Origin of the sequence: Enteroscipio rubneri (assembly GCF_963929405.1) — a bacterium.
GTDB lineage: Bacteria > Actinomycetota > Coriobacteriia > Coriobacteriales > Eggerthellaceae > Enteroscipio > Enteroscipio rubneri.
Genome location: NZ_CAWVIN010000001.1, coordinates 473,735 through 487,506 on the forward strand (window position 1 = coordinate 473,735; position 13,772 = coordinate 487,506).

10 protein-coding genes are annotated in these 13,772 nt (G+C 62.6%); 4 read left to right on the top strand and 6 right to left on the bottom strand.

Translation table 11 applies throughout. The annotated features are described in order from the left end of the window. Positions 1–128: 128 nt before the first annotated feature. Complete coding sequence (locus ABGT83_RS02105; protein ID WP_346685685.1) at positions 129–989, top strand: ion transporter; 861 nt, start codon at positions 129–131, stop codon at positions 987–989. A gap of 19 nt (positions 990–1,008) precedes the next feature. On the opposite strand, the gene ABGT83_RS02110 is transcribed toward ABGT83_RS02105, so the two are convergent. Both ABGT83_RS02110 and ABGT83_RS02115 read right to left on the bottom strand, forming a co-directional pair. Beyond that, the gene (locus ABGT83_RS02110) at positions 1,009–2,910 is read right to left on the bottom strand and encodes a sensor domain-containing diguanylate cyclase (RefSeq protein ID WP_346685686.1); all 1,902 of its coding nucleotides are present in this window, start codon (positions 2,908–2,910) and stop codon (positions 1,009–1,011) included. A gap of 218 nt (positions 2,911–3,128) precedes the next feature. Continuing rightward, complete coding sequence (locus tag ABGT83_RS02115) at positions 3,129–4,073, bottom strand: patatin-like phospholipase family protein (protein ID WP_346685687.1); 945 nt, start codon at positions 4,071–4,073, stop codon at positions 3,129–3,131. 227 nt (positions 4,074–4,300) lie between these two features. On the opposite strand from ABGT83_RS02115, the gene trxA reads away from it, so the two are divergent. After that, on the top strand, positions 4,301–4,609 hold the full coding sequence (gene trxA, locus ABGT83_RS02120; RefSeq protein ID WP_103264838.1) for a thioredoxin: 309 nt from the start codon (positions 4,301–4,303) through the stop codon (positions 4,607–4,609). 215 nt (positions 4,610–4,824) lie between these two features. On the opposite strand, the gene ABGT83_RS02125 is transcribed toward trxA, so the two are convergent. Together ABGT83_RS02125 and ABGT83_RS02130 are read right to left on the bottom strand one after the other, a co-directional pair. Then, positions 4,825–5,433, bottom strand: coding sequence for a 4Fe-4S dicluster domain-containing protein (locus ABGT83_RS02125; RefSeq protein WP_103264839.1), 609 nt, complete (start codon positions 5,431–5,433; stop codon positions 4,825–4,827). A 13-nt stretch (positions 5,434–5,446) separates the two neighbouring features. Beyond that, positions 5,447–8,221 carry a molybdopterin-dependent oxidoreductase gene (locus tag ABGT83_RS02130; RefSeq protein ID WP_346685688.1) on the bottom strand — a complete coding sequence of 925 codons (2,775 nt, stop codon included), beginning with the start codon at positions 8,219–8,221 and terminating at the stop codon, positions 5,447–5,449. A gap of 251 nt (positions 8,222–8,472) precedes the next feature. Here ABGT83_RS02130 and ABGT83_RS02135 point away from each other — a divergent pair, with 251 nt between their 5' ends. Continuing rightward, entirely contained in the window at positions 8,473–9,975 is a 1,503-nt protein-coding gene (locus tag ABGT83_RS02135) for a helix-turn-helix transcriptional regulator (protein WP_346685689.1), read from the top strand. A gap of 15 nt (positions 9,976–9,990) precedes the next feature. Here ABGT83_RS02135 and ABGT83_RS02140 read toward each other — a convergent pair whose 3' ends face one another. Further along, positions 9,991–10,770 (bottom strand): MerR family transcriptional regulator, encoded by a 780-nt coding sequence (locus ABGT83_RS02140; protein ID WP_346685690.1) that lies wholly within the window; start codon positions 10,768–10,770, stop codon positions 9,991–9,993. A 176-nt stretch (positions 10,771–10,946) separates the two neighbouring features. Here ABGT83_RS02140 and ABGT83_RS02145 point away from each other — a divergent pair, with 176 nt between their 5' ends. Continuing rightward, positions 10,947–12,287, top strand: coding sequence for an MATE family efflux transporter (locus tag ABGT83_RS02145; protein WP_346685691.1), 1,341 nt, complete (start codon positions 10,947–10,949; stop codon positions 12,285–12,287). A gap of 100 nt (positions 12,288–12,387) precedes the next feature. On the opposite strand, the gene msrA is transcribed toward ABGT83_RS02145, so the two are convergent. Beyond that, positions 12,388–13,581, bottom strand: a complete 1,194-nt coding sequence (msrA, locus tag ABGT83_RS02150) for a peptide-methionine (S)-S-oxide reductase MsrA (protein WP_346685692.1) — start codon at positions 13,579–13,581, stop codon at positions 12,388–12,390. Positions 13,582–13,772: the final 191 nt, after the last annotated feature.

The window sequence follows — 13,772 nt, forward strand, 5'->3', positions numbered from 1 at the left end:
GAGTTCAAGGAGCCATGCCGTCATGCGCATGGTGCTTTCGGCTATGATGCGGCCCTTATGCGTTCGCCGGATCGCCTGGCCGATCGCGAGCGTGCCAGCCGAGGTGCGGAAACAGCGGAAGGTACGGTATGACCGGTAGGGAAGAGAGCGGGATGGGGCGGGTTTCGGCCGGCAAGCGCCGGACGTATCTCGCGCTCGAGGACGTGCGCTGCGCGCACGGGGCGGCGCGGGCGGTGAGCATCGCGCTGTTCATCCTCATCGTTGCAAATGCGCTGCTCGTTTATGCGGAGCCTCAAATCAACGCGTCGTCGGCCTTGGCTGCGGGATTCGTGACGTTCGGTCTTGCTTCGAGCGTCGCGTTCGGCGTCGAATACGTCGCCCGCCTGTGGATAGCCGATCTCGTATACCCCGGTCGTTCGCCCTTGCGCGCGCGCCTTCGCTACATGTTCTCGCCCATGGGCATCGTCGACCTGCTCGCATTCTTGCCAGGCCTACTTGTGCTCGTGGTCCCAGTCTCGCCGTCCGCGCTCAACGCTGCTCGCGTCATCCGGCTCGTGCGGCTCTTCAAGCTATCGCGCTACATGCGCGGGCTGCACTCCATTGCGCGCGTGTTCGAGAAGCGCCGGCCGGAGATCGTCGCAGCGTTCGCAGTGCTCGCGCTGCTCACCGTTACGGCGAGCGTGCTCATGTACGAGATGGAGCATCCTGTACAGCCCGACAAGTTCGACAGCGTGCTCACGGGCATGTACTGGGCCATGACCACCATCACCACCACGGGCTACGGCGACCTCGTGCCGGTGACGGCTGCGGGACGGCTCATCGGCTTCGCCACCATGCTACTGTCTATCGCCGTGGTTGCCATACCGGCCGGCATCTTCTCGGCCGGCTTCGTGGCGGAATTCCGCGCCCAGGATGCTCGCGTGCAGGCGCATTCGAAAGGCTCTGAAAGCCTGGAAAGCGAAACCTCAGACGCGAGCCCAGGCGAGTGAGCGCGGACGACCCTGGTCTCTAAGCGCCGTCTACGGCGTAGCGATTCTTGCCGCAGGCTTTGGCATGGTAGAGCGCCCGGTCCGCGCGTCGGTACAGCGTTTCGAAATCGCGCCCGCTTTCGGGGGCGAACGCCACGCCCACGCTAGCTGACAAGCTGCACGTTCCCGCATCGGTTTCGACATCCATGCGCAGGGCCTCGACGAGATCGGCGGCCTTCTTCTCGGCGGATGCGGCGTCGTCCATGGGCAGGAACACCACGAATTCGTCGCCGCCTATGCGCCCGACGACGTCCTCGCGGCGGAAATGCCCTTCCACCGTCTGGGCGAACCGGGCGAGCACCGTATCCCCCGCGCTGTGACCGAAACAGTCGTTGACCGCTTTGAAATTGTCGATATCGAGAATGAGGAATGCGAATGACGCTTCAGGAGCCGAGGCTAGCTTCGCGCGTATGTGCTCCTGAGTCGCCGCCTTGTTGTACAGGCCGGTGAGCGAGTCGCGTTGCATCTGCTCGATCAGGGCATGCTCGCGACGTTTCTCTTCGTCGATGTTCTGTCGGTAGACCAGCATGCGCACCGACCCGTCCTGGCTCCATGTGAACAGGTGCGCATTGATCCTCATCCAGGTATACGTCTTGCCGTCCACCGTGCTCATGAAGTCGTACGTCAGCTCGTCCTTGCCGCGTGCGTACGCTTCGAGCACCGACGCGGGGGTGAACATCTCGAGATAGCGCTGGCGGAATTCATCCTTGATCTGCTTCTCGGCAATGATGGAAAGCGCCTTGACGAACGGTGTGCCCGGCGGCGCGCCCAGACTTCTGAAGTACTGCTCGGTCTCCTCGCTCGCAGCGCGGTTGTGTGTGACGTCGATCTCGTAGATGTTGTCGTAGACCTGCTCGGCCGCCTCCTGGAACATGGATTTGCGCTCCTGTTCGGCCGCGGTCGCCTGCATCGCGATGAGCCTGTTGTAGCGTCGGAAGATACTCGTCGTGGCCAGCAGCACGAGGACGATCACGATCGCTATGACGACGACGGCCAACGCGAATTGGAATGCGATCTGGGCGTCCAGTTCTGACGTGTCGTGATCGACGACAAGGAACCAGTCGAGGTGGGGGATGAACTGCGTCACGAGGTAGCCGGATCCGCCTGATGACGAGTACCAAAGGCTGCTCGGATCATCTCGATCGCGAAGCGCCTGGCTCTCCAATCCGTCGAGCGCCCCTGCGTCGAACAGATCTGCACGGCCGTCCTGGGCGCTATCGGCGGAAACCTCGATCATTCCTTCGCTGTCGACAAGGTATGCGCTCGTGCCAGTCTGCTCCTCGTATTCGGCGAACATCTCGCGCAGGTCGTCGATCCGAAATCCGACGCCCACGATGCCAAGGGTCTCGCCTTCGTCGTCGAGTATGCGGCCGTTTATGAAGACGGTGATCTCATTATCGGTGGCTTCGTCGTTGTCGATGTTGATCGAATATTCCTCGCTGCTCTCAAGGAAGGCGTAAAACCAGTCGTTCTCCGGGTTGTCGGCCTCGAGCATGCGGTCGATGCCGTTGAAATGATAGTAACGGTTTGTCGCGGCGGAAGCGAGGAAGACGGAATCGTAACCGTACTTCTCGCGGTAGGCGTCCAGGTATGAGCGCAGCGATTCCTCGTAAGCGCCTTCGTCGAAACGGTCGAGTTCCGAGTCGAGGCGTTCTTTGAGCAGGCTGTCATTGGCCATCGTGAGCGACACGTCGATAGGCTGCGTGAACCGCGCATCGATATCGCGCGCTATGCTATCTGACGTGAGCATAGACACGCGCTCGGCATCCTCTTCGAACGCCTCGCGATTAGAATGGTAGCTGATATAGGAGGTGAGCGCGAAGCCCAGCACGATGATGGCACAGATCAACGCATTCGCATGCCAGGTGATTCGCTTGCTCATACGTCTCTTTTCCTGAAGCAGGTTCCCGTGTAGCGCGAACCTGGGCATCACGTCGTGCTTCGAACGAATACTATGATAGCATGCCCGCTTTCTTGAGTTCAGGTGTTAAACGGACGGTTGACCGTGCCGGGCTCCATCGCCGCGAAATCGCGCGCGGCTCTCCTCTAGCGCTTCGTCTCCACCGAGTTTGCACGGGCCGTGCCTCGCGGTATGGTGGCTCACTCAGAAAGGTATCGTTCGAGGGCTGGCCACATGCGCGCAGCTTCGGCGTAGCCCTGCTCGTAGAGGGCGAACAGCTTGCCGGGATCCTTTTCCATGCTGCCGACGGTCACCGGTTCAGGCGGGCGGATGAGGAACAGCCGGCTTTCGTCGTGAAGGCTCGGCAGCGCGCGGTACAGGCGATTGTATTCGTAATGGCGATGCTGGAGCCGCTCGAGATAGAAGGGGTAGTCGCCATAGCGTTGGCGCAGAAGGGCCATGAGCTTGTTGGGACCCTTCACGTAGTCTGCTGCTTGAGTGAGCACCACGATGTGCTTCTTCGCGCCGGTCAGCCACGAATGCACGATGGGCACGCTGTCGCACGTGCCGCCGTCGAGCAGATGCTTGCCGTCCACGTCGACGATCTGGCTGACGAGGGGCATGGAGGACGATGCGATGAGATAGGGAAGGTCGGCGACGGAATCCGACACGTCGTGGTAGTCTGCCTCTCCGGTCACGAGGTTGCTCGAAACCGCCACGAGCTTCATAGGCGATTCATCGAAAGCGCGGTAGTTGAACGGCTCGAGCGCGTTAGGCACCTCGTCGAAGGCGAAGTCGCGCCCGAAGGCGTTTCCCGTGCGTACAAAGCTCTTCAAAGACAGGTAGCGCCAATCGGCGCTGTACTTCGTGTTGACATAGCAGGTGCGTCCGTCTTCGCCGGCAACATAGTTGTACCCGCAGAGCGCTCCCGCGGATACGCCGATGACAAGCTCACAGAACAGCTTGCGATCCATGAAGCAGTCGAGGACGCCCGCCGTAAACTGACCGCGCATCGCGCCGCCTTCGAGCACGAGGTTTGCCGGATATGCGTCGTGACCGTTCCAGGCAGGTTCGTGGAAGCTCGTTTCAGGTGCAGTCGATCCGATGGGGTTCGAAGCGCCTTGCGTGCGAAATACCGTGCTCATGCGGAGATCCTTTCTTCGATCGTCGTCAATTATAGCCTTCGGAGTGGAATGCCTCCTCGCAGAATATGTCGGCTTTTTCTAGATTTATCTCCTTTTTGGTAACATTTGATGCAGGCGCTCGCGAGAGCGGGTACAATAGCCCGAGAAAAAGCAGGCCGACATTGTGAACCGGCTTCGTGGCGTCCGGCCCATCTCGGTTCCGGGTGCACTGTCAAAGGAGGCAGCACATGAGCGAGATCGTAACCTCTTCGGATTTTCAGTCCAAAGTGCTCGACGCGCAAGGCCCCGTGCTTGTGGACTTCTTCGCAACATGGTGCGGACCATGCAAAATGCTCGCTCCGACCATCGACGAGGTGGCCGGCGAGACGGCGGGCAAAGCGGCCGTGTACAAGCTCGATATCGACCAGAGCCCCGACATTGCTCAGCGCTACGGCGTGATGAGCGTGCCGACTCTGATGGTGTTCGAGAATGGCCAGGTGAAGAAGCAGGCCGTGGGCGTGCAACCCAAGCAGAACATCCTCTCGATGTTGGCGTAGCGCGCACGCGCTCGAAAGCCTGCAAGAGCGCACGAGTTTGCAGGAAGAAGCCGGTCGCGGTGGCGCCGGCTTCTTCTATGCTCGAGGGCTGTGCCGGCCTTTCATCGGCGGGATTTCGGCAGACGAAACGCCGGGGATCGAGTGATCCCCGGCGTCGGGAGGGGGCGATGCCGCTGCCGGGCATGCGGCCCGGCAGCTGGTTGGGGGGGCGGCCGTTAGGCTTTTACCACCGGCAGGTAGAAGACGCGCGGAGAGTTTCCGCTTTCGGGAAGGTAGACGTCGCCGCCCCGCTTCTCCACCATCTTCTTGATCTCGTCCAAGTCGCCGAACACGCGCGCCTCAGCCATGCAGGCCCGCACGCACGCCGGCTGGTCGTTTCCGGCTTCGCGATACTTGACGCACAGGTCGCACTTATCGACGCATTTCTCGGGCATGTCGGCGTAGGCCACCTGCTCGTACTCGTTCAGCTCGTCGCCGAAGTAGCCTCGCTTATCCTCGACAGCATAGCGGGCGCCATAGGGGCAGGCTTCCACGCAGAGTTTGCAGCCGATGCATTTCTCCTTGTCGATCACCACGATGCCGTCCTCTTCGCGACGGTAGGTGGCGCCTTCCTGAGGGCACGCTTCGACGCAGGAGGGGTTCTCGCACATCATGCACAGCATGGGGCGGATGGTGCGAACCGCATTGGGATAGGTGCCTTCGCTGCCGCGCTCCACATGGGACCGCGTGACGCCGGGAGGCGTGCCATTAGCCTGCTTGCAAGCCACCGAGCAGCCGTGGCAACCGACGCATTTCTCCAGATCGATAACGAATCCGTAATCCATGGATACCAGCCTCCTAGCCGATCTTCTCAAGCTTGCAGCGGACACACTGTTCCACGCCGGAGCACAGATGGTCCATGCGCTCGGGGACGCCGGCGGGGACGAGATGGTTCACAGCCGTGCCCTTGCTCTTGCCGATGGGCTGGAACTCGCTCTTCGCGTTGAGGTGCCCGCCCACGGAAGCGACGCATTCGGGATGCACGAGCCCGGTGACCACGGCGATGCCCTCAACCGTGGCGCCTTCGCGGTTGGACAGACGCACCTTATCACCGGATGCGATGCCCTTTGCGGCGGCCGTCTGTTCGTTGATCTCGAGCAGATAGGTGGTGTCGTCCATCTCGTTGATCTCGTTGATCCAGGCGTTCTCCACCTGCCAAGTGTCGGTGTTGATGGCGTTGGTCCAGTACACCGGGAACATGTCGAAACCCTCTTCTTCGACCTCGTGGTCGATGCAGGCCTTCCACTCCGGTAGCGGTACGTAGTCGTCGGTCTCCCAGGGGATGCCGAGCTTGGCAACTTCAGCCTCCACCTTCTCCTTCGCTTCGAACATGAAGTCAAAGTACAGCGGAATGCGGCCTTCCTGGCCGGCGGCGAATACGTACACCTCCTCGGGGGTGCGCTCGCGCGTCAGCACGCCGTGCTCGCGGAACCACTCGACGCCGCGGCCTTCGCCGGCTAGCGACTTGAGGGCGGCGTCGCACACCTTTTCGGCGGTGATCTGCTCGGATTCGCTCAGCTTGTTCTCGTCGGTGAGGCGGTAGTAGTCGTTGAGTGCGCCGGCGAACGCTGCGGTCGAACCGGACTTTTCGGCCATTGCACCGAACGAATCGAGCGCGGAGGGGCAGTCGTCCTTCGCCTCGACAATGGGCATGCGGCCGGCCACGATGTAGGGAACCTCGAGCGCGCCAGGTACGCGGTGGTTGTTGAACGACAGCGGCAGGGGATCGAAACGCTCCAGATAGCATGGCTCCGGGATGATGAGGTCGTAGTAGTACGACGAGTCGTTCAGGTAGATGTCCATGGCGAAGATCCAGTTGAACGATTCGAGCACCTTGGCCTGGTAATCATGGTTGCACCAGTTCTTCAGCGGGTTCGACGCCATGCAGAACGCCACTTCGGAAGGCTTGGTCTTGTAAATGTCGGGCTGCACTTGGGATATGTAGCCGAAATGCTGGTCCATGGTGAGGGGCTGCAGCTCCTCGAGCGCCAGGGTGGTGGGCGTGTAGCTCATCTCGCGGACCTTCTTGTAGTGCGAGCCCTGGTCGGGATACCCATGCGCCATACCAAGCTCTTCGATGAGGCCGTCTTCCTCCCACACGGAGAACTCCCAGGAGTGGACGTTGTCGCCCTCGTAGAAGCCGTGGGCGTTCTTGGTGTAGTAGCCCAGGTAGCCGCCGCGCGAGAACGTGGAGCCCACGAGCGTGTTCAGCTGCAGGATGGCCCAGTGGGACAGAAAGCCGTGCTTGTGGCGGGCGATGCCGGAGAACGTGTCCACCGCGACAGGGCGGTAGGGCACGGTCAATCCGTCGACCTCGACCGTCTCGCCGATGCAAGCGGCCTCACCGAACTCCTTGGCCAGGCGACGGATGGTGTCGGCCGGGACCGTGGATACCTGCTCGGCGTATTCGGGCGTGTAGGTGGCGACATGCTCCTTGAACACGCTGAAAGCGGTGCGGGCCTTCTTGCCGTCAACGTCGAACTCGCCTTCCAGGGCCGGTGCGGCGGCTTTGTCGTAGGTTGCGGGAGCGTTCGCATCGCCATCCCAGTACAGAGCCTTGTTGCCATTGGCGGCGTCGCGCATGACGCGACCGGTGTCCGGGTCGATGAGCGAGGGGGCGTTCGTGCGGTTCGTCAGGAACTCGGCGTCGTAGATGCCGTACTCGTTGACGAGCAGGTTCGCCATGGCGAGCGCTACCGCGGCGTCCGTGCCGGGGCGGATGGGCACCCATTCGTCGGCTTTCTCCGCCGAGCCCGACATATGCGGGTCGAAGTTCACGAGCTTGCAGCCGTTCTTGCGGCTCTCGGCGAAGATCTTGGCGGTGATGCTCGTCCCGTGGCGCGTGGCCACGCCGGCCTGCGTGCCGAACTGCATGAGGTACTTGCAGCTGCCGTAGTCGGGCATGGCGTTACCGCAGCCTGTGAGCAGCGACGAGATGGTGTGCGTGGGCGCGCCGCAGATGTCGGCCTTGAACGGCACGGGGATGTTGCCCCGGCTGCCGAGCCAGTTCATGGAGTCGATCCACGAGATAATGCTCGTGATGAGGGCGAACACGATAACGGGGTTGCCCTTCTCCTTCTGCTCGTCGAGCTTCTCGTTGATGAGGTCGTACGCCTCGTCCCAGCTGATCTCCTCCCAGCCGGGATCGATGCCGACGCCCTTTTCGGGATTGGTGCGCTTGAGTGGCTTGGTGATGCGGTTCTCATCGTAGAGCTGCATGATGCCCGCGGTTCCCTTGCCGCACAGGTGGCCCCAGCCAGCCGGGCTGCGGTCGTCGCCCTTGATCTCCACGAGCTTGCCGTCGACGACGTGCCCGAGAATGCTGCAAGCGTTGAAGCACATGTTGCACTGCGACGGCAGCCATTCGCCTTCGTCAGCCGTTTTATCGGTACCGGCTTTGCCGGACTCCTCCGACGCGCAGGCGCCGAGCGTTCCTGCAACGCCGAGCGCGCCGACGCTCAGTGCGCCGGCTTTGACGAAGCTGCGGCGGCTGAGGTTGGCGTGTCCCTGTGCGCGCTCCGCCGCCGCGTTCTCCGCGTCGGCGATCACGTGCGTGCTGCTCTCTTTGCTCATATCCTCTCCTCTTTGATCGAAGTGCTCTTCTCTCGTCCTTGCCCCTGCATCGGCCTTTGGGCACCACCTCCCCCGCGTATCGCAGCCCTTGTCCGATGCTCGAAGACTAGCATCTTGCGCGGCACGGTTTCGAATACGCAGGGATGATTCGGTGAAATCATCCTTCTGGGATGATGCCCCTCAGATGCGCTATCCTGTGTTTGCGATTACAATGGGCGAGCCAGGGGGGCCGCCAAAGGGGGGTGGGAGCCGTGCCCGTGCTTCAGAAAGTCAAGAAGATGTTCGACTTCGACGTGCGTCCAGCCATCGTCGTCGGCCTTGCTCTGCACTGGTCGTGGATTTGGATACTTTTCTGGAGCTCGTCGTTCTACCCCGTGTTCGAGTCTGCGGGATTGCAGCACGGCGGCGCGCTACTCGTAGACCCGCTGTGGTTCTTCTCGCTTCTGTCGAACTTCGCGACGCCTATCGTGTTGTTTTTCCTCGGCAAGCGCCTTGGCTCGGTTGGGTGGAGGGTGCCGCTTATGGTGGCCGCCGCCGTACTCACATCGCTGGGCACGTTTATGGTGGCCTATCCCGATGCATTGTTCGCGCCGGGCGCACGATTCGCGGGCTATGTGGCAGGCGCGGTGCTCACCGGAGCAGGATCGGCTATTGAGTTTGTGCTCTGGGGCGAACTGCTCGCCATCCTCGGAATGCGCCAAACGGTGGTGTACGGCGTGGCGGCCACCATCGTCGGCGGCCTTTTCTATATGGTTTCGATATTCTTCGCCCCTTCGGTCGTACAGTTCGCGGTGGCGTTGTTCCCTCTGTTGGAAATGGGCCTGTTCTGGTTCCAGCGCGACGTCGTCCTCCGCTACCGCGCGGGCACGTCCCAGCTTGCGCGTGAGGAGCCGGGCTCGGTGGGCAAGCCGGCGCGCGTCAAGTACCGCAAGGATCTGATCGGGCTTATCGTGATCTCGATGTTCTTCGCTACATCGTACGGCGTGATGAAGGGCATGTTCGTCTTCGCGGGTGCTGATCTGCTGGCGTTGCGCGACATCATCAACATCGTTGCTCTCGTCTTGGGGGCGCTGACCATCCTGCTGACCATGAGCGTGTTCAAGATGGACTTCAACCATCTGACCTACCAGGTGGCGTTGCCTCTCATGGCCATGGGCTTCGTTTGCGTGGCGTTGCCCGGATCGTTCGAGGTTCTGGGATTCTTCTTCCACCAGCTGGGCTACGAGTATTTCTATATCATCCTTTGGGCGCTTTGGCCCGCGCTCGCGCGCAAGAACAAACATGTGCCCGCCATGAAGTTTTGCGCTGCAGGCATCGCCTCCATCCAGGCGGGCCAGCTCGTGGGCTCGACCATCGGCGCTTCGCTCATGGAAGCCGCTGCCAGCCGCTACGAGGTGGCGATGATATCGGTGGTCGCGGTGTTCGTCATTCTCCTCGTTGCGCTGTTCGCGTTCGGCAATTCGCTGTCCCAGATGGGATGGGGCGTGTTGCGACCGTGGGGCGATGTGGTGGCGCCAGAATCCAAGTTCCGTAAGGTGTGTGACGCCATTGCCTCGACGCGCGGCCTGTCGCCGCGCGAGGCGGAAGTATTCCACCTGCTGGCCAAGGGACGCAACTGCGAGTACATCAGCACCCAGCTCGTTGTGACCGAGGCGACTACCAAGACGCATATCCGCAAGGTGTACCGCAAGCTTGGCGTGCACTCTCAGCAGGCGCTGCTCGACATCATCGAATACGAACGCAAGAACATGTGACGTGCGAAGGAAAGCTCAGCAGCTCGCCGTTGGTTGCGTGCACATTCCTCCAATCCATGCGCGATAGAAGTCCCAGCGGCCTTCATCATCGGTCGCGGTGAGAAGATAGGTGCCCGCGACGTTTTCCGGCTCAACTCCGCTGGCGCGCGCCCGGTCTAGGAGCTCGTCGACGTTGCTTGCATCCATGGAAGGTGCAACCTTGAGCAGGCATTCGAGGCAGCCCGTATTGTGCTCAGCCTCGATGCGTTGCCAAAGAACGGTTTCTTTGCCGGGGCGGGCGTCGGCCACTGCTTCGTGCACGAGGGCGGGATTACGCGCGTCGATGAACACACCGTAGCGCCAGGGCTCCTCGACAAGAACCTTCCAAGGCTCGGGAGCATCGTAGTCGATGGCGCTGAGGCGGGCGATGGCGGGTCGGGCAGGGCGCATGCCCGAGCGCCGCAGCTGCTCAGCGGCGGCGTTGAGCGCGCGCTGCTGGGCAAGCCTGGCGCGCATGGCTTCCAGCTCGGCAATACGCTGCTCGATGTTCGCCTCGGTAAGGGCGAGCGCGGCATCGAGGCCCTTCGCGCTCAGTGTGTGATAGGATTCGAGCTCCTTCGCAGGAACGCCGAGTTTGCGGTAGAATGCGATCTCGCTCGCATGGATGAGGTCGTGAACCGTATACCGGCGGTAATCGTTCGCCGCGTTGCGCCCGGCGCTTATCAAGCCGCGGCTCTCCCAGTACCGCAGCGTGGAAGGAGCGACGCCAAGATAGCGCGCCGCGTCTTTGATGTCGTAGAACCTGGGCTCTCCCATGGGCGCTCCTGATGCGAGGGGCTGTGATCCGGAAAGCCCTTTCCTGATCGCACCCGTCCTCTTTTTGAAGATTAGAAGAAGGATCGGATAGGACATCTTTACCTTCAAGCGACTTTAAGGTTTAGAGTACCATCCGGTCGAATCAAGGGCAAGGTTCAAGACGGAGTCGAATACTTATGATCAAGAGAAGCATGCTTAAAGAGTACCTGCGCTACATCCTGCCCACGATGCTCACGTTCACGCTGGCAAGCGTCTACAGCATCGTGGACGGCATGTTCGTGGGGCACGCGGTGGGTGACGCGGGCGTCGCCGGCATCAATGTGGCGTTCCCGCTCGTGGCCTTCGTGATGGCCGTGGGCACGGGCATCGGCATGGGCGGCGGCGTGATCTCGTCCATCGCGCGCGGCGCGGGCGACGAGGCGAAGTCGCGGCGCGCCGTGGGCACGACGTTCGTCATGCTGCTCTTGGCGGCGCTGCCCGTCATGGCGTTGCTGCTGTTCGCGGCCGAGCCTATCTGCCGACTCCTGGGAGGCCAGGGCGGCACGCTCGCGCAGGCTGTGGCGTACACGAGTGTCATCGCGTGGGGCGTCCCGTTCCAGATATTCGTCACGGGCTGTACGCCCCTCATCCGCAACCAGGGGCGCGTGGGCTTCGCCATGGCGGTGCAGGTGTTCGCGGGCCTGATGAACGTGGCATTGGACTATGCGTTCGTCATGCTGCTGGGCTGGGGCACAGCCGGCGCCGCCGCGGCCACGGCGGTGTCGCAGGCTGCGGCGTTCGTGCCGGTGCTCGCGTTCTTCCTGCTGAAGAAGAACCGCATTGCGCGGGCCGACCTGCGTCCCGACGGCAAAATCGCAGCCCATGCGCTGAAGCTGGGCATGGCGCCGTTCGGCCTGACGCTTTTGCCCGAGGCCACGGTCGTGGCCATCAATATCAACCTGTCGATCTACGGCGGCGAGACGGCTCTCGCGGCCTACGCCGTGGTGTCCTACACCGCCTGCGTCATCCAGATGCTCATCCAGGGCGTGGGCGACGGCTCGCAACCGCTCATCTCCAAGCACTACGGCGCGGGCGACGCCGACGGCGTGCGGCGGTTTAGGAACACGAACTACCTCATTACCATCAGCTTGGGCGCGCTGGGGCTCTTGGCCATGTACCTGCTGCGCAACCAAGTGCCGCTTCTGTTCGGCTCGTCGGCGGAGACGGCCGCCATCGTGGCCTGGGCGCTGCCGATTTTCTCTACGGCCTATGTGTTTTACGGTTTTACGCATGCATCCACCTCGTACTTCTATGCGGTGGACGATGCGAAGGCCTCGAGCGCCATCGTGTACGGTGAGGCGGTGCTCGTCGTGCTGGTGGTGTTCGGTATCGCCCAGGTGGCCGGCGTGGACGGCATCTGGCTCTCCGTGACCATCGTGCAGACGGTGCTGGCCTGCGCGGCTGGCGCGCTTCTGCGCTTCCGCCATCGCCGTAGGGCTGCCGCGACGGCTCCTCGTCCTGCGGGCGAGGCCTGCTAGCTCCGAGCGTTCGAAGCGGAGCCGTCGAGCATCGGCTTCAGCCTCCGTTGCGTGCGGGATGGCGCAACGGGATAGAGGGGGCCCTCCATCTGCTCACGCGTCAGCGCATGACGGGCTCCTGCTCCACGAGAGGCTTCAGATATCCGTAGCCCTCTTCGTCCATGCGCGCGAGCGGCACGAATCGCAGTGCGGCACCGTTGATGCAGTAGCGCAGACCGCCCGCATCGGCGGGACCGTCGGTGAAAACATGGCCCAGGTGGGCGTCTCCCGCACGGCTGCGCACTTCGGTGCGCAGCGTGCCGAAGCTGCGGTCGAGGCGTTCGGCCACCACGTCGGATGCGATAGGGCGTGAAAACGCGGGCCAGCCGCAGCCCGAATCGTACTTGTCGGAGCTTGCAAACAGCGGCTCGCCGCTCGTGACGTCCACGTAAATGCCCGGCTCGAACAGGCGGTCGTAAGGGCTTGAGAAGGGGCGCTCGGTGGCGTTTTCGCGCACGACGCGGTACTGCTGGTCGCTCAGCGAACGGCGGAGTTCGGCGTCGTCGGGCGCCGCGTAGACGCGCGAGGCAATGGCCGCGGCCGCTTCCTCGGCAGTGGTCGCCGCTGCGGGCTCCTTGGCGCCCGCCGGCATCGCAGCCCCGTCCGAACGGCTGCTCGGATGCTCGGATTCCGCTGGGTGCAGACCGCCGTCGACGGCTTCGCAGAGCCCGTCGTATTGTACGCAGGCGCGTCCCTCGGCAAGGCCCATGCGCTTGACGAATGCATCGGCTGCGCGCATGTCGATATGACAGTATCCCCCAGGGTTCTTCGTGAGGTAATCCTGATGGTATTCTTCGGCCGGGTAAAATCCGTCGAGCGGCTCCACTTCGGTCACGACGGGGTCAGTGTAGCGCGCCTGCTGCCGGCGCACGGCCGATTCGATGGCAGGTAGGTCGGTCTCGTCCTGCCAGAAGATGCCGCTGCGGTACTGCGTGCCGCAATCGTTGCCCTGGCGATTGACACTCGTGGGATCGATGGTTTCGAAAAAGCCATCGAGGAGCATTTCGGTGGGCATGATGCGACGGTCGTAGGTGACCGCGACCGTTTCGGCGTGCCCGGTGTTCCATCGGCACACGTCCCGGTAGGTGGGATTCTCGGTCGATCCGTTTGCGTAGCCGACTATTGTCTCACGGACGCCGGGCAGCCGCCTCAAGAAGGCTTCAAGCCCCCAGAAGCAGCCGCCGGCCAGGTAGATGGTATGCAGGTCGGCGCCTTTCGCGCCGTCGCGCCGTTCGGCGTCGTTGGCAGGGTCCATGGTTGAGCTCCTTTCGATGGGGACATCGTACCGCGCAAAGCGCTATCCGCCTTCCCCTCATCCGATCCGTCACGTGCGCGTTGTCGGTTTGCCCTGCGCGCTCGTACTCCTCTGGCGTGCGGCGGAGGCAAGCGCGCGAGCCGGGCGAGGTGGCGTCTTCAAGCTCGAGGGTTCAGCTCGGTATCGGCTCG

Bases quoted from the DNA above. Each gene is read 5' to 3' on its own strand.
- ABGT83_RS02110 (WP_346685686.1), bottom strand. From the start codon at position 2,910: ATGAGCAAGCGAATCACCTGGCATGCGAATGCGTTGATCTGTGCCATC.
- ABGT83_RS02115 (WP_346685687.1), bottom strand. From the start codon at position 4,073: ATGAGCACGGTATTTCGCACGCAAGGCGCTTCGAACCCCATCGGATCG.
- ABGT83_RS02130 (WP_346685688.1), bottom strand. From the start codon at position 8,221: ATGAGCAAAGAGAGCAGCACGCACGTGATCGCCGACGCGGAGAACGCG.
- ABGT83_RS02145 (WP_346685691.1), top strand. From the start codon at position 10,947: ATGATCAAGAGAAGCATGCTTAAAGAGTACCTGCGCTACATCCTGCCC.
- trxA (WP_103264838.1), top strand. From the start codon at position 4,301: ATGAGCGAGATCGTAACCTCTTCGGATTTTCAGTCCAAAGTGCTCGAC.
- ABGT83_RS02140 (WP_346685690.1), bottom strand. From the start codon at position 10,770: ATGGGAGAGCCCAGGTTCTACGACATCAAAGACGCGGCGCGCTATCTT.
- msrA (WP_346685692.1), bottom strand. From the start codon at position 13,581: ATGGACCCTGCCAACGACGCCGAACGGCGCGACGGCGCGAAAGGCGCC.
- ABGT83_RS02105 (WP_346685685.1), top strand. From the start codon at position 129: ATGACCGGTAGGGAAGAGAGCGGGATGGGGCGGGTTTCGGCCGGCAAG.
- ABGT83_RS02125 (WP_103264839.1), bottom strand. From the start codon at position 5,433: ATGGATTACGGATTCGTTATCGATCTGGAGAAATGCGTCGGTTGCCAC.